Below are 21,539 nucleotides of genomic sequence, written 5' to 3' on the forward strand. Positions count from 1 at the left end.
CGCTGGTTTTCAATTCTCGGCACCTGACTGCAACCAGTGGCGAACAGCCTGCCGCACCTGTTCATTATTACGCCATGATCGTGTGCCAAATTCAGTTGTTGACGCGGCGGCGACCTCGCTGGCAAAACGAATAACCTCCGTTGGGTCTTCCAGGTGCAAAGATGCCGATCCGAGGCGTGCCATTGCCCAGGCGAATGCGCCGTGGAAAACGTCGCCTGCACCCAAAGTCGAAACGGCGTTCACCTGGGGCACGTTGACCTCACCGCTGTCCTGATTCCACCACCACTGCACCGGCTGAGAGCCGCGCGTTCTTACGCCTCGTGTAATGCCGAAACCCCGCAGAAAGGCTGCCACGGCCTCGGCACTGGCCTGGGGAAGGATCGGTGGGCAAAAATCAGCGGAAACAACTGCGACATCAACAAAACCAAGCAACGGACTCAGCCATGGTTTCCATGATCCGCCGTCCAATATACGCAGATGAGAAGGTTTCATTTCAAGCGCATCGAATGGGGATTGCTCTGTTTCAGGAGTCTGGGGCACCCCTAAACGCAATGCCATGTCGGCAAGAGCTGGGTTATGGCCATCAATAAGAACCACCCCAACATCACCTTCATCGCGCGTCAGTGTGGCCAGATACTCGTTGGCCAGTGCAGTGTCAACGTCGAGGCGGGCATTCGTTGAGGCCACCATTCGCCCCTCGGGGTGCTCAATAATTGAGGACACGGCAGGTTCGGCATGATCAGTGTCCACAGGCGTCGCATCAAGTAGCGTAACACCACATTCATGCAGATCACGAGCAATAAGGGAGGAGGAAACGCCGGTGCCAATCGCGCTGAGCAGCGCGATAGTATCGTTACTGGCATCTGATGAAACAGCTGCATCACGGTGGGTCTGTTGCGCACTGCTGGTGTCTGCGGAAGTATCAAGTTGCTCTGCGATACGTGCCAGGGTGGCGATGGTGACCGCAGCATTCGTTGCGGGACCTCCAGCTGCCATGAGATGCGCTGTGGAAGTCACTTTGATCGTAGGGTCTGGGACATGGTCAAGGGCGTGCAGTACGTCCAGCGTGGTCAATCCGGCACACAGTGCAAACATGGGTCCCATTGTGCCGTCCCACGCCCAATTTCGCTGCACCACGCGCGCACCACGTGGGTAGGATTGGGGAGTGCCACAGGACCCCAAGCGTTTCCAGCCGCGCCACTCACGGCGGCGGCAGCCTCGTGGCACCCGCACCACACGCAAGCAACGCCGTCCCATTGACGAGCGCCTGAGTGCCTTTCGACCCTATTCTGCTGATGAGCTTGCGGCCCGTGTCGCGGCCATACCGGTCATTACATTCCCTGACCTTCCGGTATCCGCGCGTCGCGACGAAATAGCCGAAGCCATCCGCACCCATCAGGTTGTCATCGTTTCGGGTGAAACAGGTTCGGGTAAAACTACTCAGTTACCAAAAATCTGCCTGCAGCTTGGCCGTGGGGTTTCAGGGATGATTGGGCACACCCAACCTCGGCGTATTGCTGCCCGGTCTGTCGCTGATCGAATTGCTTCCGAGTTGGGACAAAAAGTGGGTCGCGAGTCGGGGCAAATTGTTGGCTACCAGGTGCGTTTCACCGACGAGGTCGGTCCCACCACAATGGTGAAGCTGATGACGGACGGTATTTTGTTGGCCGAAATCCAGTCTGATCCACTCCTGCAACGCTACGACACGCTGATTATCGACGAGGCGCATGAACGTAGCCTCAATATTGACTTCATTTTGGGCTATTTGGCGCGGCTACTGCCGATGCGTCGCGACCTCAAAGTCATTATCACCTCAGCCACCATTGACTCTGCACGTTTTGCCACACATTTTGGCACCTGGGAAGGTCAGGCAGGTCAAGGTCGTTTAATTGAAGCAGCACCTGTTATTGAGGTGTCGGGCCGAACCTATCCGGTGGAGATCCGCTACCGTCCGCTCAGTGCAGAGGTGCCCTCGACTTTCACCAGCGCAAGTGGCCTAGGCGGTCGCGCTGGTAGCGCGGCCACCTCGACGCACGACGACACCGACCTTCCCACCAACCCCAACCGCAACAATGCAAGTGTCAACACCACCCACACCGACACTAACGCCAGCACCGTGCTGGGCACCACTCAGCTTGTTCTTGAAGACCCGGACGACGACCTGCCGACACTGGGCTACGGTGCTGGCGACGATATTGACGTCGAAACAGCGATCTGTAGTGCCGTCGACGAATTATGTGCCGAAGGCGACGGCGATATCCTCGTCTTTCTGCCAGGTGAACGCGATATCCGCGACGTAGAGCAAGCGTTGTGCGAGCACCTTGGCGAACGTGCTTACCGCACCAGTGCTGGCGAAAAACCGAGGGCAGCGCGCGCCTCGGATATCGAAATCGTGCCCCTGTACGCACGTCTGAGCGCCGCCGAACAGCAGCGTGTCTTCGAGGATCACCAACTGCGCCGCATCGTACTGGCAACAAATGTTGCCGAAACATCCCTGACTGTTCCCGGTATCCGCTACGTTATCGATCCGGGTTTTGCTCGCATTTCGCGGTATTCGAATCGTACGAAAGTTCAGCGTCTCCCCATTGAACAGGTTTCTCAGGCCAGCGCGAATCAACGCTCGGGCCGTTGCGGACGTGTGGCTGATGGTATCGCCATTCGTTTGTATTCTCAGCGTAATTTCGAAACCCGTCCGGCCTACACTGAACCAGAAATCCTGCGCACCTCATTGGCCAGTGTCATTTTGCAAATGCTTGCCTTGGGCCTTGGGTCAGTGGAGCATTTCCCCTTCTTGGACCCTCCTAATACAAAAGCGGTGCGCGACGGTATGCAGCTTCTGACGGAAATTGGGGCTGTTTCCGCTGCCGATCAACGCATCACACCACTGGGCCGAGACCTCGCACGTCTTCCCATCGACCCTCGACTAGGCCGGATGCTTCTTGAAGCTGATGCCAATGGCTGCGCATCGGAAGTACTTGTCATCGTGGCGGCACTATCCATTCAGGATGTGCGTGAAAGGCCCTTGGAACATCAGGATGCGGCCGACCGGGCACATGAACGCTTTATTGACCGCCATTCTGATTTCATTACCTACCTCAATCTGTGGCGCTACCTGCATGTGCAGTATCGTGACCTGTCTGGCTCGGCGTTTCGGCGTATGTGTCGCGCTGAGTTCCTGCACTATCTGCGCTTTCGTGAGTGGCGTGATGTGGTGATGCAGTTGCGGCAAATGGCACGTCCTCTTGACCTCACATTGGATCCCATCGGTATTCCGTCTCCAAACGACGTTATTGCCGAGGCCGAGGCGCGCGGTCTTGCCGATGCGGCAGCGCGCGCTGCGGTGTCCTACACCCTGTCAGCAAATGCGGCTGATGCCGGGCAAATCCATCGTTCGTTGCTTGTCGGATTGTTGTCGAACCTGGGTAATTGGGACGAGGCAAAGCGCGATTATCAGGGAGCACGCGACACTCATTTCACCATTTGGCCTGGCTCGGGCTTGTCTCGGTCCCACCCAGCGTGGGTGATGGCAGCTGAGCTTGTGGAAACCTCTCGCCTTTTTGCGCGGACAGTGTCACGTATTGAACCTGAATGGGTAGAACCTGCAGCCAAGCACCTGGTCAGGCGCATCTACTCTGAACCATACTGGTCTTCCGCCAAGGGAGCAGCCATGGTGAAAGAGAAGGTTGTGTTGTACGGGATGACGCTGGTTGCCGACCGACCTGTATTGCTGGGCCGCCTGGGTGATCGACCACTGGGAAGTGGCAGCGCCTCGGCAATATCACTGCCGAAAGCAGGGTCTTTGGCGGCACTTGCTCAGGGCTTGGTTGGGGGTTTGGAGAGTCGCGGCACTAATGTTGTGCCGCGCCCTGTGGCCGATGTACCACCGACGGTGCCAACGACACCACCCGACAAGGCGGAAGATGCGGACGCATCGACGCTCACGGCACGTCAGCTGGCCAGAGAAATGTTGATCCGGCATGGGCTTGTGCGTGGCGAATGGCGTGAGCGTCATCGTTTCCAAAGTCGTAACGACGAGCTAGTGGAGCAGGCCCGTGAAGTTGAGCGGCGCAGTCGTACCCACGGCTTAGTTGCGGATGAAGAGTCTCTGGTGGCTTTCTTTGATGATGTGCTCCCTGACTCCATTACTAGTGCTGCACATTTCAATCAGTGGTGGAAGCAAGCTCGACGCCAGACACCTGAGTTGCTCAACTATACGCAGGCGCTGCTGCTACCTCGAGGCACCGGCTCTGATCCTGATGCATTCCCGGATCACTGGGTGTGTGCAGATATGAAACTGCCGTTGTCGTACCAATTCACGCCGGGATCCGCGCGTGATGGCGTCACGATGACAATCCCTCTTGAAGTGCTGGGTCGTGTCAGTGATGTTGGTACGGATTGGCTCGTTCCGGGGATGCGTGCCGAGTTGGCCACCGAAGCGATTCGGGCATTGCCTAAGGCGAAGCGACGTCTATTGGCCCCGGCACCCGAAGTTGGGCAGCGTGTCGCACAGTGGATGCGAAACGCGCGTGACGAGGCGACCTCTGCTTTCGGGGAAAGCTCTGCTACTCGCGTGGATAATCACGCTCACAGCGCGGGTATTACCAGAGAGAAAAGTACCGCTGGCGGGAATCGTGCTGGCGACGCTAACGCAGACGGGGATAGTGCCGCCCGCAAGAAAAGTACCGCTGGCGGGGACGGCGGTACTGTGAAGGATATCTCCGCCGTGACGGCTGCTCCAACGCATGGGAATACAGCTCAAACTTGCCCTACTTCTGATGTGCATTCGCTACCGGATGATGACCCTATGTCACTGTCGGCTGCTCTTGGTCGTCTGGCTGCTTGGGGTGAGCGTACCGGTAAGGCCCGGAGGAGTCATACAAGGTCGTCTGATGCCTCACAGCCTGCGGCAACATCTGGGAACGCTTTATCCGCGCCGAACCCAACATCAGCACCTGGCCCGTCCGCGCCAAACACTGTATCAACGCAAGCACCTGACCCATCGGCAGCCAACGACGCCTCGGCACCTGACCCATCGATACCCGACCGCATATTAAGCCCCAAAGCGGCCACGCACCTCACGATGGAGCAGCGCCCATTTGCTGAGGTTTTCGCTGATGCCATTCGCGCTATCCGCGGTGTTGACCTTGACAGCGCCGATATGGCGTATATGCACGACCATTTGCCTGCACATTTGCATATGACCTTCGTCGTCACCGACCGCAGCGGCAAAGAAGTCGGAGCAGGCACCGACCTGCTGTATTTGCAAAAGACCCTGGCTCAACAAGCAAATGACGCGGTGCAAGATGCGGTGAGGACGGCGGTCGCCGAAGCAATGGACAGCGCACGTCGCAGCAATCGACGTCGCAGCGTCACCCAAACGACAGACATTGCTCATGCACCAAAGGATGGAGGCACTAAATCCAACGCCACCAGCGTCACCCACGCCTCGACAATCACCAGTGCACCTGCACCCATTGACCATCCCTCAGGGGCGGCACCCAGCAACGATTTCCACACGACCGACAGCCTTCACCGCGACGGACTCACCACATTCCCACCGATACCGTTACCGCGCGTTGTTGAACAGCGTGCCGACATGCTTTTACGAGGCTACCCAGCCCTGGTCCCTCAAGGCGATGCCCAGCAGCCACGTGTAGGTGTGAGACTAATGGCCTCCCCAGCGGACGCCGATCGCCACCACCGCGAAGCTTTGGCATTGCTGCTGCTTGGGCGCCTTCGCCTCGCGACGAAACGTGTCACCACTCGCTGGAGTGGACGCGAAGCCTTGATGCTTACTGCCACGCCCTACGGTGATACTGCTGCTCTGGTTGATCACGCGCAATGGGCGAGTTGCTTGTCGCTTCTCGATGACCTTTGCGGTGTAGATGCGGCAAATATCCGCGATGCTGAGGCATTTGAGGACCTTGTCGCACGTGCTCGGGACCTCCATGAGGATCGTGTCTACGAACTACTGGGCTATGTGGTGCGCGCGATGGAGGCACAGGCTGATCTTGATCAGGCACTTCGCACATACACTGGAGAATCGTTAACTGAGGTCAGGCGCGATATTGCACAGACGGTAGCGCGTCTACTTCATAACAATTTCGTGCTGGAAACACCCTTTTCTCAGATGCCACATCTGGCGCGTTATATTCGTGCAGGTGCACTGCGTTTACAGCGTGTATCGCAGTCAGCAGCAGCCTTGAGTCGCGATAGTGAAGATGCGGCACGGATTCACACGCTTGAAGCGGAGTTATCTCGCTGCCACGAAATGGCGGCGCAACGCCCCTTTGATACCAACCGACACAGCGAATTAGAACAGGCCCGGTGGATGTTGGAGGAACTGCGTGTCTCCCTGTTCGCCCAGCAATTGGGGACGCCTATGAAGGTGTCAGCCAAACGCGTACTTGGTTTACTGACACGCGAAAGCTAGGGCAATCGCTGATGGAACTCACTGATGCGTCGCAGCTTGCCACATCGCTAATGAGTCTGCATGGGTTGTCTGAATGGACCTTTGCCTTTGACCGCGGGCGGCGCAGGGCAGGCGCCTGCCACCACGCCAAGCGGACCATCACTTTGTCGGCGGCGTTGACCCGCTTATACGACGAGGCCACGGTCCGCGACGTTGTTCTTCACGAAATCGCTCACGCTCTTGTGGGTGCGCGCCATGGGCATGACCGCGTGTGGCGCGAGGCGGCCTGCCGTATCGGGGCGCGTCCTCAGGCACGCTTGTCCAACGATTTGCCATCCGTACAAGCGCCGTGGGTTGGCACCTGCCCGGGGTGCGGAGCGACGAAAGAGCTCTACCGTTCACCGCAGCGTGTAACTTCATGCGGAAAATGCTCACCAACATTTTGCGCTGACTTTATCCTCCAATGGACACGTCGTGGCAAGAAACACGCACTTGGCCGTCTTTACCAGCGCGAATATGTCGCACTGCAACGAAAAGGACTTATTCCCCGGGCGTAATGAAGGCAAATACTTAGCCTTTACCTGGCAAAGTATTGTCGTGCCGGATATCGGCATATCTGACAACCCCAACCGGACGGTTAAGAAAATCGTGACCTTGTCGAATAACGTGCGAGGAAAATAGGTCTTTTTCTACAAGTTTCTACCTCAAAAACCTGAAAATAGGCTGAGCGTTTTGTATATAATTCCAGGGTAATTGCGCATAAAAATGCTGTTGTCCGACAGCTTGAGCTGCGCAGAACACCACAGGAGAGCAAAATGAGACTGCGAAAACTCGGCGCAATGACGGCCACCTTCGCCGTTGCGCTTGGGGCCTTTAGCCTCGCGACACCCGCCCTGGCTGACGACCCACAGGAAATACCCGCGGCAACCGAAGCCGCATCGACAACTGAAACCGCTGCACCAGCGCAGACGGCACCAGCTGATAATGCCGTGCCAACTCCCACGCCTTCAGCACCGGCAGCACCGGCTGAAACACCCGCTGCAAGCACCGAAGCACCTGCGCCACAGGCACCGGCTGAAACGCCTGCTGCCAGCAACGAAGCAACCCCAGCAAATACGCCAGTTGAATCGGCTCCGTCACCGGCTGAATCGGCTCCGGCTGTGACCACCCCGGCAGCATCGACTCCCGCGCCTTCAACGCCAAGCCCGGCACCTGCACCAACTGTGGCAGGACCGAAGGTTCCCACACTCACACTCACGGGCGCAACCTGTGAACGCAAAGAAAACACTGTCACACTGGGAGCACTGGACGACGTTGCCAAAGACACCGCTTCGGGCGGATACCGCTTCGTCGTTATTGTGGACGGTCGCGCCGTAAAGCAACTCAACGGTAGCGAACGCTCGGCTCTTTACGCCGGCACCATCAGCGCAGAACGCCTGATTGACCCCTCGATGCTGAATATGCTCTACGGCAAGACCGTGACAATCAAGGCATACTGGTTCGACAAGGCGAATGTCTACTTCACCAGCAGTGACCAGCGCAAGAATGGCACACCCGAACACCTTACCCGTGGCACTGTCGCCCTTATGTCCGGCTCCTTGACCAAGGCCATTGAACTCACCACGTCAAATACCATCACCCTGGTGAATCCAACGACCTTAGACTGCACGCCCACTGTCACCGAACAGCCTGCCACGCCCGCCGACCCGGCCACATCCGAGGATCCTGCACTACCAGCACCAACCCTGCCGGATGCACCGTCGATTGCTCTGACGCCAGCCCAATGTGTTGACAATGAAGCCCAGCTCAACCTGATCACCCTTGACCCCGCCCAAAAGCAGGACAACTACCGTTTCGTTGTCTCCATGGGCGGGCAATCCGTGCAGCTCAAGACTGCCATTCGCGATGCGCTGTGGACTGAAGGCACCTTGTCGCTGGAGGAACTCGTCGAGGCCTTCGCCCCCGCGGACACCTCAATTCCCTACGGCAGCGAAGTCAGTGTTCAGGCATACTGGTTCGACAAGGCAGGTGTCTACCCATCCTCGACATATGACACGACCCTGCAGTTGACCGCAGGCAACTCCGATCGTTTCGTCAAGTTGGGCCAAGCTCACAAAGCCACCATCGTTGACCCCGACTCTTTGAAGTGTGCACCAACGACGCCCTCCGCACCAGATACGCCGACTCACCCATCAAATCCCGCAACCCCAGCTCTGCCCCAAGCTCCTGCATTTACCCTGGCCTCCGCCTCGTGCGCAGCAAAGGGTAACGTCCTGAGCGTCACCCCGGGTTCGCTGACCAACGGACACCGTTTCGTCGTGTCCTACGGCAACTATGCCATCTCGTTAAAGGAGAGCATCCGCACAGCACTGAATCACACAGGAAGCCTGTCATTGGAAGAAGCACTCAAAACCTTCTACCCGCTCAATACGACTCCTATCCCCTACGGTGAACAGGTGAGCGTGCAGGCATACTGGTTCGACCAAGCGAAAGAATATCCCGCATCCGCCTACGACACCACACTAAAGCTCACTGTGGGCAAATCGGACCAATTCATTAAGCTCGGTGAATCCAAGTCCGCCACCCTGGTGGATCCTGCCACCGTGTGCGACGACGACGCCAACCTCACCCTGTCAGTTCCAGAAACAGAACACGACGGATGGGTCACCTTCACCGCAACGGGCTTTAAACCCTTCGAAGATGTCACCTTTGAAGTACACTCTGACCCGATCACCGTCGGCACCGTCAAGGCTGATGCCAATGGCGTTGCCACAATCCGTTGGCAAGCTTCCGCTGACACGGTGGACGCAGGAAAGCACACTGTCTACGCCAAGGGTAAGGAGAGTGGCACTGTTGTCAGCGCTCCACTTGAGGTCAAAGCCAAGGTCAGTGATCAGGCCACTACCCTGGTGAGCGCTCCCACAGGCAAGGATGCGCCCACAGGCACCGCGAATGCTGCCCGTTCGGCCAAGCCTGGCGCCACTAAATCAGGTCTTGCCAAGACCGGTGTTGATAGCAATGCCCTGCTGATCGGCATATTAGTTGCGGTAGGTGCTGTCGCAACGACCATTTCACGTCGCCGCACCAGCAACTAAGCATCCACTCACACACTCATGGGAGGGTGAAGCGCTTGCTTCACCCTCCCATGATATTGCGCAGCTTAAAAAGTTCCCTTAGTTTGCAGAATAGTCTGCGTATGTCACTCATCGACACCTGTCCCTCATCTACCTGTTCTGCTCATCTACTGGGAACAGCATGGGAAGTATCTACACGATATGCGCCGACTGCGCCAACCGCATGCGTTCCCTTATTCAGGTCACTGCTCCTCACTCACAAGCGGATGACTCATGCGACAAGGTCTGCCGAGGCAAAGCACAAACGAAATATCCTGACTGGATGCCGACGCCTCAATTCGTCGGATGGGAAGTGCGCTACTTAAATACAGACGCCTCGCTTTGCGGGATAAAAACCGCACTAGTCAGTTGAAGTCTCTCGATCCTGGTTAGTCATCGGACTTTCTTCCTGTCCTAGATCACTGCACGTCCCTATGCGAGCGACACTCCGCTTTTTTCGCGATGCCACGAATAGCGTCAAAGTGATAGCAGTCGCGGCGACAACGATAATGCCCACAGCGACGAGGATCGCAATTTGCCAGGTTTGCATGGGCGCAGGCATCGCTTCCTCTTGCTCCATTGCCGCAGCAATTGGATCGATAGCAACCCGCTCACCAGTAACCAGTAGGCGGTGGGAATTCACCCCATAGGGAGTGCAGGTGATAAGGGTGACAAAGTCTCGTCCAGCCTGTTTCTTGAGGCTCTCTGTTTGTTCAGGTAATACAACCTGAATGTCAATCACTTCGTATTTTAGGCTTTGCCCCAACGCGTTAATGTAGAAAACATCACCTTTTTTCAGGTCAATGAGGTTGTCAAAGAGTGTTGCTGAACCTAGGCCAGTGTGACCCGTCAATACCGCGTGGGTAGAGGAGCCACCTATGGGCAAGCTTGTTCCAAATAAGTGTCCGACCCCTTGTTCGAGGGTTTTCGTCTCCGTGCCGTGATATACGGGTAGGCTCACATGAATACTGGGGATAACAATATTCGCCATTACTTCATCCAGATTAAGCTGGCCTAAATAGTCCTGGTATCGCGGTGTGTCAGGACGTTGAGATTCCAACCAGGGGTCAAGGATCGGTTCAGATTCAAGTGTGGCGTTATAGTGTTCGGCGCGCGCACGCTGCTCGGCGACGACATTGGGACCTGCAGATTCAACGGTCGCACTAAAAGCTTCGGCGATACGCTGTTGCTCAGCGTTATTGTGCTGGGTTGCTAGCACTGGGTATAGCAGGACTAAAACACCTGTGAGGACAAGTAAAAGGGGTGCCACTGCTTGCAGCACCATATTTCGCTTCGGCGACGGGATTAGTACATCCTTCGTCGCTCTGTGACGAGCAGCGCGTGTCTTCTCAAAACCACGCATGTACGTGTCCTCCTACAGTATGTGGTCCTGTGGGCAGACTCGTGTAGTCTGCCCACAGGACTCCGGTTGACGCTATCAGCGTCTCAGGATCTCAACGAAGGTGAAACCCTATTTGTTTTGCCGACAATGTCAGGCATGACGCTTACGACGGTTCACGAAGAACAGCGCGCCGCCGCCCGCAACAAGAAGGCCACCGGCGATGGTCATCACAATGACACCATTTGCACCAGTCAGCGGCAGGCGGAAGCCAGCGTTTGATGGCACGTCGGTGACAGTGACACCGAGTTTGAAGGCATTTACGTCGGAAGCATTGGTCTGCAGTACCTGGAAGGGAATAGGGTTGGCTTGCAACTCATACCCCGTCGGTGCTTTGGTTTCCACAAGGCAGTACCAGTCGGAGTTGCTCAGAGGGTTTTTTTCTTTGCCGTCGACCCAGTCGTTGTTGCGCAGTCCATTGATAGTGACTGTGCCATCATCGCCTGTAGTGAATGTCGTCTTTCCGTCAACGGTCAGCGGTTGCGTGCCATCTGCTGCAGTGTCAGCATCAACCAGGGTGGCTCCCTTCGCAGGGGTCCCTTGCTGTGCACCATCGGGCACAGTGCAGCGGTAAACCTGGAACTCGGCGCCTTTGTAGGTGATCGGCGTCTTACTGTCAGTACCCGTCTTTGTGATAGTCACCTTGCCGAATTTCGACACGATAGGAGGGGTCGGTTTTCCGGGCACCTGAGGGGTTGGGTTTTCTGGATCCCATGGAGTATTCGGAGTCGGGTTATCTGGGTTTTGTGGGTCAAAGTTCCATGTGCCGCTGGGGTCGTTCGGAATAAGGTAAGCCGTGTTTTGAATGACACCTGACCCGTTTTCTGGCTGAGCAACAATGGTAGGAGTAATGGTCACAACCACCTTGGTGCTGGTGTCGCCGTTTGCGCGAGCTTGGGCGATCTTGTCCAATCCTGGCGTCAGGAAGTGCACGGTAACGTAGGTTTTTCCATCAACTTCTTTAGCGACAACCTTGTAGTCCGTGTCGCGCGTAAGCGTAACAGCGCCGGTACCTTCCATGACAACTGTGACTTCGTTGGTGCCGTCAGTCAACTTCAGGCGGGCATCGAGCGGATCGACGATCTGATAATTCTTCAGGCGCGCACCACCGGCATAGTCAATCTTAGGAATGTCGTTTTTGATGGTGTAGGTCATCTTGTGACCAACCGCCGGGGTTTCAGCGTCGGACACAGTCTTTTCTGCCTTGGTCACAGCATTCTTCGGGTAGACATGGACGTCGTACAGCCACTTTGCTGTGGTGTTGGCATCTGGGTTGGTCAGTGGCAGGGTGACCACAAAGGGTTCCGCTGGTGTGACGTCAATGGGGGTTTTAGTTTCGGTGACCAAGTAGGCACCAACGGGCATGGCATCAAATTTCGCTAGGCCAGCAGCATTGGTGACAACCTTCTTCGCAGTGAAGGTCGCATCGAGGTTTTTTGCTGCTTCGGTTGCACTGCCGTTCAGTGCGGCAAGCTCTTGCCATCCCTGTTGGGTGGTGAGATCGTATTTCAGTTTCTGCGCGGTGAATTCGACACCCTGGATAGGTGCACCTTCCACATCGTTCTTTTCGAGGCCGTCGGCTGCAACCTGTCCGTTACTCTCGGTCTGGGTGTGCTTATGCACATTCAGAACCGAAGTAGCAGTCGGGTTAATCAGCGTCAGGTCAGGGTTTGCTGGGTCGGCTGCGACCACACCAGGGCCTGCGGGTAGCGCCAACGCCGCTGAGGGCAGTGTCACCATACCCGCGGCGAGTGCTGCGGCGACGAGAATGCCGAGGCTGCGCCGCATCATTGTTGTACTCATTACTTCTCCTGTGTCGATGAGTGTTCTTTTCGTTGTGTATTTGATTGCCTGCGTATTAACGCGGCACTCTCACTGGTGCGGCTTGTGGTCGCGACGTCGTGAGGGAGCGAGGAATAATCCTGCAGCAGCGGCGAACAGTAGTGCCGCCGTGAGGATGTAGAGGATGACACCACTGCCGCCTGTGAGAGGAAGTGCACCGACTTCCACGTCTTTCACAGTGATGGTGTCCTCAGTTGCACCGCCTTTAGAAACGGTGATCATATCGACGCCAAGTTGTGTATCGTTCAGCGTGATTGTGTCGACTGTGAGGTGGAACTTCACGGCACGTGGCATGAGTTGATGTCCCAGAGGTGCGCGCGTTTCAACGAGCCAATAGTCCCTGTTGATGTCAAGGGCAACGGTGGTGAAACGGGAACCGTCCGCTGGGTCAACGACAACGCCGTTTGCGATAGGTTGAGCACCCGCAATCGTCGGATCGGAGGGGTAGATATCGAAGGTGGCGCCTTCAAGGAATCCTTGGCTACCCGTTTTGCGGATTGTCAGCGGGCGTTTACCTGAGTCCGGGGAGACTGGCCCACAGGCCGTGTTATTTGCTGAACCATCGTGGTCCTTAGCGGCATCCACGGTGATGGCGTTGAATAGGCCTCGACCATTCTGGTAAGAACCATCTTCCTGAGTTGCACATGACAGAAGGTCTTCTGAATAGTGTGCCGCTGAAGGGTCAAGTGTTGTGCGAATACGCAGGAAGAAGACGTGCGTTTCTGCTGGCGCAACTACGGTTCCATTGGTAATGGTGTAGCCGTTGGGCAAGATCGCCACGATACTGGCGTCCCTTTCCAATGCGTCTTCGGTGGTGGCGACACGCACCTGGTCAACGCTCAGACCGGTAGCAAAGTCAGGCATGTCAGTGATGACGCCCGTATTTTGCGCAATTTCACCTTCATTTGTGACGGTGATCCGGTAGTTCGCGTTGAAGGTAGGCTTACCTGGCGCAGCATCCGAACTCACGAATTCTTTTTGTATTTTCAAGCGCGGAGTGAGTTCCTGGCACGCGGTGTTATTGCTATCGCCGTCAGTGTCACCCACCATAGATGCGGTATTGAGAACACCGGCAGAGTAAGTCCCTTGAGGTGTCCGTTGACACATGTAGGCGGTCTCATCGAAGTTCGCATGCGCACTGTTGATAGTGAAGGACATGCTTACCGTAAAGACTCGTGTGCCGCCACCGGTAATGGTCCCGTCAGTCTGTTGCTGTCCGCCCGCAAGCGCTTCACCCGTGCCTGCACGTGCCAGCACCAGTGGCCTGTCAAGTTTTCCACCAGTAATGGTGGGAATGAGAGCGTCGGTGACTTCCTGTCCTTTTTCCATCACCTTAATTCCGGTTAGTGATGCACTCTCCGGCAGGCTTGGAATATCGGTAACGTCAGCAATAATTGGACTTGTGGCGCGCGAAGTATTTTGTACGGTCACAAGGTACGTAGCGGTATATGTTTCGCCTTGACGAGACACATCCACCTTGTCTTTTTTCACTGAGAACTTCGGGTTAATGGGGACATTTCCACAGTCGCGAGCCTCGTGTGTTACTCCACTAGAGGTGACAGCTGCCTGATTGTGGACGGCTGTCCCATCCTGCGCTGCCTGTGCACCACAGGCATCATCGGCTACGCCTGGCACACCGGTATCGGGGGCACTCACGTTGAGAATCACCGTATAGGTGTGAATGCCTGTGCCAGAGCCAGTATTTGCTGGTAGCACAATGTCACGTGCCACCTCAATAGGTGAGCCACTAGTTGGCGTTGTAATAGTTGTCGTTTGTCCTCCGTGCGGGGTGACTGACACAGAGTTCAATGTCGTTCCTGCGGGAACGGTAGGCGTGTCTGTCAGCGTATAGGTCAATGGCGCAACCGCCGACGGGTTGGAGACCGTGAGGAGGTACTCCATATCCCAGGTTTCTCCTGTCCATGCACCGTTGGCATCCAGGTGTTTCCTTGTGTCAATAAACTCTTTGTTGACACCAGCGTGGGGAACAATATCGTTGATGACGTTAACGGAGACACCGGTACTGTCGGCAGGCAGCGTGAAGGTCGCGGTGCCTGTATGCAGCGTGGGCGCTGTTGTTCCGTTAACGGTGTACGACACGGGGTTGGTCCACGTGTAGGAGCCGTTCGCGGGGACAGTCAGATCACTGTCATTGCGCCCGCTTTCGCTGAGTGTGCATGTCGCACCGGTGGGCACTCCGCTAATATGCGTCGGCGTTGCACCGTCAGTGACACTAATCGTGCCGTTGTAGGTGTCCACACCAGCGGTGCAGGAGTAATCCACTGCGTAGGTCCGTTTACTCGTGCCGTCGGTAGCACCAGTAATCGTTTTACTTGCAGTGAAATGGGTGGCAATACGACGATCAGCACTGTTCGTCACTGATGCCGTTGAAGTACGATCCTTGTCGATTTCTGCCGCCTGCACCACGGTGCCGTAATTCGCATCCTGCTGAGGATCAACCCAGATGTAAGAGACGTCATTAGACACAGGTGATGTCGGGCGCGTATTTTCCACGACGGTACATGTGGAGCCGACAAGGATTTGTTGGTAATTTGAGCCTGCCTCTGAAGTCATTTCAGCAGTGCCCGCTCCGTTAATGCGCCAGCTTCCGTGATTGACAGTGCTATCTTCGGCGGTGCAGGACCAGGTTCCTCCATACGTATTGGTAGATGCCGCTGCCACACCGTCAAGGCCTTCAACATATTTCATAATGTTCAGCGCACCGTAGATACGTGTTGTTGCGTTGGTGACTTTCACGGTTGGCGTTGCGTTCTGCGTGGTACTTACCACGCGTGCCGTATTTTCTACGAATGTGGTGCCATCGGTTGCCGAGGCATAAGCGGGCGATAGCCATTCATAGGATTTGTCCGTCAGCAAGTCACGTGTCAGTGTGTCCTCAGTGACGGTACAGGTGGCCCCTGCCAAGAGGGTGGAACCGCGGTCGTCACCATGGCTAACCGTGACGCGTCCACCGGTTGCGGGTAGTGTCCAGCGTCCGCCGACCTTACTACCATCTGCTTGGGTGCAACTCCATGCACCATTCACTTCGGCGTTATTGACGAGCGCACCACTTAGCCCGCTGTATTCCTTGATGATTGTCAGAGGCTGCTCAACACGCTCGACATCGTTGGTCACAGTAATCGTGTTGGCAACACCGTTCACGATGGTGACATCAGAACTCACCTGCGGAGATTTCCATCGATAGGAGATATCACGCAGCTGTAGTTGCGTAGGCACATTTTCAGTGGCCGAACAGATACTTCCAACTGGCACACCTTGTGCAGGTAGTCCGCTGACCGTTGCTTGGCCTTGACCATTGATGCTCCACGTGCCGTTCCAGCTACCCGTCGTACCTTGTTGGTCGTCATAGCGACAAGTCACGGCACCGGCAAAAGCGTCGTTGATGACGATGCTCGGATCTTGCGCAAGCATTTGCCCGTAGACCTTGTTCACCGTCACCTGCGCGTTTACACGGGCGATCGTGTTGGTTGCCGTTATCTCAACGTTCTTACCTTTTTCAATTACGACTGTCTCGGGAGCAATGCGGGTGCTGCTCCAGGTGTAGGACTGGTCTTTCAGTTGGTCGTGTGTTGGCGTTGTTTCGGAGAAACGGCATTGCCATCCTGCGGGGATTGCTTTGTCGAAGGCCACACCCTTTTGGCCGGCAGTGACTGTTGCTGTGGCAGTCAGGTCACCTGTCACTCCGGGTGCCGTACAGGTCGCATTCAAGGTGAAGGTGCGCGCCGAGGCATCATCCTTCAGACCATTGTTTTCACCAGCAATGATCTTGGCTCCACTGAGGGTCCCTTCGTCGCGCACAACGGTGTTGGTGACCGTCATTACGCCACTTCCATCAGGCAGGACAGTGGCCTTTTCCACTGTCGGGCTGCCCCATGAATAGGAGGGATCAACATCGGGGGCATTCGAGGCATTGAGGTTTTCTGTGGGGGTGCATTCTGAATCGACATAGGGGGCGAGACCGCCGTCGTAGGCGATTGTGGCCCTGCCTGATCCAGCCGCTACAGACCATGTACCTGTCACATCTGCGTCGCCTGCGTGAGTGCAGGTGAATGTACCGCTGTAGGGGTTGTCGACACCAAAAGTGGTGGCCAGTTCACCTGAAAGGTTCTTAGTCAGGCCTATATCGGCACGTACGCGGGTAATTTTATTGGTGATAGTCAGAGTTCCCGAGGGGCGCTCACCTTCGGTTGTCACCGTGACAGGCGTCGAATATTCGGGCATTCCCCATACGTAAGAACCGTCGGTTAGACCGGTGGTGACAGTACCTTCCGTAACCGAGCATTGACGTCCTAGTGGAATACCTGTGAGGACTGCTGACTCGCCGTCTGCAAGCATGACGTCCTTACGTAGGTCACCACAGGTAAGCGTGATGGGAAAGATCTTGTTGCTACCTCCAGTAAAGCCATTGGCTTTGTTGTCGGCAGCAACGACCTTAGTCACTGTCACCGCTCCGTACCGCATAGTGTTTTTGTTAGTTGCCGTGACTGCTACACCAGGGTTTTGACCACCGGGCATATCGAAGGTGACAGCGTTTACATTACGCGTGGTCGTGGCATTTCCTTGAGATGGGACGGTATTCCACGTTGTTTCAGCACTATTCCACCGGTAGGGGTCTATTGGTGTGGGCAGTGCATCAGTCACTTCAGCAATGGTGCATGTAGCACCTTCAGGAATACCGGTGATCGTTTGGGCTGATTGTCCTGCTTGAGTGGTAACACGTCCAGTGATGGTTGTGCCACTCTTGGGCGTACAGGTGTAGGTGAATGTAAAGGCGGTGTCGGCAAATCCAATGCCTGCGGCGGCGCCATCCACCTGTTTGGTAATTGTGATACCACCTGTGGTGCGGCTAACCGTATTGCCAATCATTACGTCAGCATTGGGGGATGCCGTCGCAGCAACCCCGTTACCTGCGCCTTTAACACTGAAAATATAGGACGGGTCTACATCATTGGGGCGACCAGGATCACCCTCAGTTGCGCTACAGGCCGAGCCAAAGAGGATCTTGTCGGTAGGTCCTTCAAGACGTGCTTGACCATTGCCGCTGACTCGCCATGTGCCTGTCACATCGGCATCGCCCGCGTGCTGGCAGATCCACGTGCCCGTATAGGTGTTGTCGGCTCCTTGCCCGTCAAGGTCAGTAAGGTCTTTCGTGATGGTGAGCGAGCCATAAACGCGTTTCCAGGTATTCGTGACGGTCACAGCGCGAATGTCGGCACCAGGAACAGTTACCTGTTGCTCATTCGGCTGCCCATCCCATGCGTATGAACCGTCTTTGAGGTGCTCTGAACCACTTGGGGCCGCTTCAGAAACAGTGCAGGCGGCACCTGCGGGAAGATAGGAGGTTGTTCCCACTTGCCCTGCAGCAAGATTAAATACCTGAGAATAAGGGGCGGTTCCACCTTGGGCATTGCGATCACAGGTGACGGTAATGGGGAAGGTGGTGCCTTGATTGACGGGGGTTGTATCGGGCATCACTGATTTGGTGACGGATATTTTGCCCCAGGCAGCGACGGTCTTGTTAGTGACGGTCACTGTCTTGCCACCATTGGCGGCATTGACGCGTGTGGGGTCACCTGCAGCGTCTAATCCCGTGTATGTCTCTGTCTTCCAGTCATAGGCTGCATCCAGAAGAGTTTCATTTTTGGCACTCGCCTGTTCAACAACTCTGCACAGTGAATTGCGTGGGACTTGTACCGTTTGCGTTTGACCGTTCGCGACTTGAAGGGTACCGCGCACGCCCGTTGAACATTCGTAATCAATGGCGAAGGGGGTAGAGCCACCCATGAAACCTGCGCCCTCAATATTTTTAGCAACCGTGAGGTCAACGAAGACACGCCTGTAAGTATTGGTGACCGTCGTGTCCTTCACCCGGTCTTTGACGACTGTAACTGTTTGTGGGCTGAAGGCCCCCGGCCCGGTCCATTCATAAGAAGTGTCGACAAAGTCCGCGGCTTGGGTAACAGGTGCAGTCTCCGTGAATGAACATACGGCGCCTGCTGGGAGGTTAGGGATTTGCACGCCTGTCGCATTGGCGGGAACAGACACGGTACCGGTGACTGTTTGAGGTGAATTGGGAACTCGGCAGCTATAGGCAACGTCGAAGCTGCGCGTCATTCCGCCGGTGTATCCATTCTCAGCCCCACTTTCGGGCTGAATCTGCTTTTTCACTACTACCGTACCGGTGTCTTGCGTCACAGTGTTCGTCAGTCTGACCTGTGCGGCGGTGGGGCCTACCGGTACACGTGGTGCGCTGCGGTCAAAGGACCCAACCCAACGATAGGAGGAATCTTTTAGACCGCCTGTAGGTTGGTGCTCAGCTAAGTGGCAGTCACTACCTGCGGGAAGACCCGAAATGGTCGTGCTTGAACCAGCCCTCACACTCCAATTGCCTCTGAACGCTTTGTTGTTCACGACACCGCAGTCGTAGGTTCCGGTGAATTCTTTCTGCGTGTCTGTCACGGCTTGGAAAGGGTCTACCACCTGTTTGGTGATAGTGATCGCACCTGTCTGGAAGGTATTGGTCACGGTACACACAACATCAGCTTTATCTGTGAGTGTGACCGACCCATTGGTCACTGGGACTTGTACATTATTTGCCGCCCGGTTCACGCAGCGCCATGATCCTGTCTGTGTAAAGCCAGTCACACCTGGTGCGACGGTTTCCTGTAAGGAATAGGTCCCAGCTGGCACAGTTACTCCCGTAACCGCGGTCGCGCCTGAGATGCCTGAGATAGTTTTCTTTGGCGAGGTTGCCGAGAGCGTCCAGTTACCAGTCCCGACCGCATTTTCTAAGGGACCACCTTGTACGACCTTGACAAGTGTGAGTTTCGCATCGGGCAGATATTCGTTGACGTAAGTACAGGTCACGCGAACAGCGTCAGCGAATGTCTCTGGTTCAACACCCGACACAGTGATGGTTGCGCCAGATGTTGAGATACCCGAGACTGCTTGTCCGCGTCCATCAACACATTTGAGTTCTTTCAGGCGCCACTTCGGGTCATTGACAGAGGTTTCAGTAATACTGAAGCGCGACAATGGGGTGAGAACATCCTCGGTTCTTGATGCTTGGGTTGTCGCTGTGGGACGAAGAGTGAAATCGTCCTCCCATTCTTCGACACCTGCGGGCGAATTTGCAGTCGTATTGAAGGCAAAATTCGGTATTGTTGTCCCCGCTTCTGCACCTTCAACCTTCTTCACAATTGTGAGTGGACGCACCTGCTCTAGTGTGGCGTAGAGACAGCCCGTGCTCACTCGCCGTTCAACGGTTGTGAAGGTAATTTGTCCCCCCTGTACGCCGGAGGTGCCGGACGACAGAGTCGTCGGACATGTATTTGATGTATGTCTGAAGTCATTAAGCACAAGCCTGTAATCGACACCGTCAACTGTGACTTTTCGGTTCGCCACTACCTTCGTCATCTTTAGTTGATCGTCACAACCTGGGAAAGCACATGGACGGTTATCTGTCTCGTTAAAGAGCCACGGAAAGTCGATTTGTTGTCCGAGAAATTTTACAGACAGTGCCCCTGAGTACAGCTGCCCGTAGTCACTGATATAGACGGCGACGTTATAGTGTTTGAGCGTTCCCAAAAGGAATGGCTGTCCAACTTTTACGCTATTGACGGCGCTTGGTTTGAAACCGAAACCACTCTGTTTTTCTCGCAGGTTCTGCGGATTACTCGGATTAATCTCCGAGCAATACGGTGCTCGCATATACCCATCGCTAGCAGGGGCATTTGGGTCATAAACGATTTTGGCGCTTGTTCGCCCGTGGGCCGTGATCGCTTCACTTGTCGAATCAACCCACGTACCAACTGTTTCACCCGTTGCCGTTTGTTGGACACGGACCCACCATGCTCGCTCAGTTCCATAGGCACTGTTCCAACGCCCCGTTGACATGCTAACGGGTTGCACGGTTTGGGTAGTTGGGATCCTATAGCCATCGGCATCCATCCAATACCCCCGTTGTCCAGAGGCATATGCGTCACCACGGACCAGCGTGGATGTTTCCGGAATGGTATTACCGTATTCATCCACCCACGTATTCGATGAAAGCTGAGCGTAGGGACTGTATTGGATGCACTCCTCACCTTTGGCCCACGCAGTGAGAGTCTTCGGTTGATAAGTAGTCTTATCTAGCACTCGATGGTCGGAAACCTTGGCTTCTACCTTGCCAAGGTTGACGACAACATTACTCGCATGCGCATTAGAAGGTGAGGGCAGGATAAAAAACAGTCCTGCTACCAAGGTCGCAACTAAGACCGCGGCGACAAATATGCGCATTCGCCATGCCATTGTCATGACATCGCCCATCATTCCATGTTCCCTTATGCCTACTGCTCATCGCTGAGTGAGAGTCATGCCACGGAAAGGCAGCACATGCATCACCCAGGATCAAAACTTATAATTTGGTAAGACGATTTACCTATCGGTAATTAATCGCCCTACCAAATTCAGTGGACTCTCACCACTGCCTCATACTTAGGAAATGCTATAGAGCAGTTTCAGTCTGCGCAATGCGTTAAATAATGATAGAGCGCACACTTTTTCAAAAAGCCTTACCGCATCACCCTCAGTGCATATTTTTACCATTCGTCAATATAATGCTACTTGTTACGTTTTATTGTCTCACTATTTTCCACGGGTTCACCTTGAAAAGGCACTGAGTAACGTAAACTATTCCCTTCTTCCGCTCCTCTGGAAGAAAAAGGCTTCCCCTTTAAATAGGACACAGCGGCCAAGGATATCCCTTTTG

The 21,539-nt window shown here is 55.4% G+C and carries 7 protein-coding genes; 3 read left to right on the forward strand and 4 right to left on the reverse strand.

Annotated elements, in window-relative coordinates:
• Window positions 1-9: 9 nt before the first annotated feature.
• The gene (locus tag G438_RS0106785) at window positions 10-1,095 is read right to left on the reverse strand and encodes a PfkB family carbohydrate kinase (protein WP_026460664.1); all 1,086 of its coding nucleotides are present in this window, start codon (window positions 1,093-1,095) and stop codon (window positions 10-12) included.
• A gap of 70 nt (window positions 1,096-1,165) precedes the next feature.
• On the opposite strand from G438_RS0106785, the gene G438_RS11285 reads away from it, so the two are divergent.
• The 3 genes from G438_RS11285 (at window position 1,166) to G438_RS0106800 (ending at window position 9,507) form a co-directional block, all read left to right on the forward strand.
• Entirely contained in the window at window positions 1,166-6,433 is a 5,268-nt protein-coding gene (locus G438_RS11285; protein WP_051259389.1) for a DUF3418 domain-containing protein, read from the forward strand.
• 11 nt (window positions 6,434-6,444) lie between these two features.
• Window positions 6,445-6,969 carry a SprT-like domain-containing protein gene (locus G438_RS0106795; protein WP_026460665.1) on the forward strand — a complete coding sequence of 175 codons (525 nt, stop codon included), beginning with the start codon at window positions 6,445-6,447 and terminating at the stop codon, window positions 6,967-6,969.
• Between the two features lie 258 nt (window positions 6,970-7,227).
• Window positions 7,228-9,507, forward strand: coding sequence for a hypothetical protein (locus G438_RS0106800; protein WP_026460666.1), 2,280 nt, complete (start codon window positions 7,228-7,230; stop codon window positions 9,505-9,507).
• A 379-nt stretch (window positions 9,508-9,886) separates the two neighbouring features.
• Here G438_RS0106800 and G438_RS11290 read toward each other — a convergent pair whose 3' ends face one another.
• The 3 genes from G438_RS11290 to G438_RS0106815 form a co-directional block, all read right to left on the reverse strand.
• Window positions 9,887-10,888, reverse strand: coding sequence for a class C sortase (locus G438_RS11290; RefSeq protein ID WP_084403182.1), 1,002 nt, complete (start codon window positions 10,886-10,888; stop codon window positions 9,887-9,889).
• Between the two features lie 129 nt (window positions 10,889-11,017).
• On the reverse strand, window positions 11,018-12,727 hold the full coding sequence (locus G438_RS0106810; protein WP_026460667.1) for a SpaH/EbpB family LPXTG-anchored major pilin: 1,710 nt from the start codon (window positions 12,725-12,727) through the stop codon (window positions 11,018-11,020).
• Between the two features lie 69 nt (window positions 12,728-12,796).
• On the reverse strand, window positions 12,797-21,100 hold the full coding sequence (locus G438_RS0106815) for a DUF5979 domain-containing protein (protein ID WP_026460668.1): 8,304 nt from the start codon (window positions 21,098-21,100) through the stop codon (window positions 12,797-12,799).
• Window positions 21,101-21,539: the final 439 nt, after the last annotated feature.

The sequence above is a fragment of the Schaalia suimastitidis DSM 15538 genome (genome assembly GCF_000429105.1).
GTDB lineage: Bacteria > Actinomycetota > Actinomycetes > Actinomycetales > Actinomycetaceae > Pauljensenia > Pauljensenia suimastitidis.

Excerpts from the sequence above, each read along its gene's own strand:
- G438_RS0106785 (WP_026460664.1), bottom strand. The coding sequence starts at position 1,095 with ATGTTTGCACTGTGTGCCGGATTGACCACGCTGGACGTACTGCACGCC.
- G438_RS0106795 (WP_026460665.1), top strand. The coding sequence starts at position 6,445 with ATGGAACTCACTGATGCGTCGCAGCTTGCCACATCGCTAATGAGTCTG.
- G438_RS0106800 (WP_026460666.1), top strand. The coding sequence starts at position 7,228 with ATGAGACTGCGAAAACTCGGCGCAATGACGGCCACCTTCGCCGTTGCG.
- G438_RS11290 (WP_084403182.1), bottom strand. The coding sequence starts at position 10,888 with ATGCGTGGTTTTGAGAAGACACGCGCTGCTCGTCACAGAGCGACGAAG.
- G438_RS0106810 (WP_026460667.1), bottom strand. The coding sequence starts at position 12,727 with ATGAGTACAACAATGATGCGGCGCAGCCTCGGCATTCTCGTCGCCGCA.
- G438_RS0106815 (WP_026460668.1), bottom strand. The coding sequence starts at position 21,100 with ATGATGGGCGATGTCATGACAATGGCATGGCGAATGCGCATATTTGTC.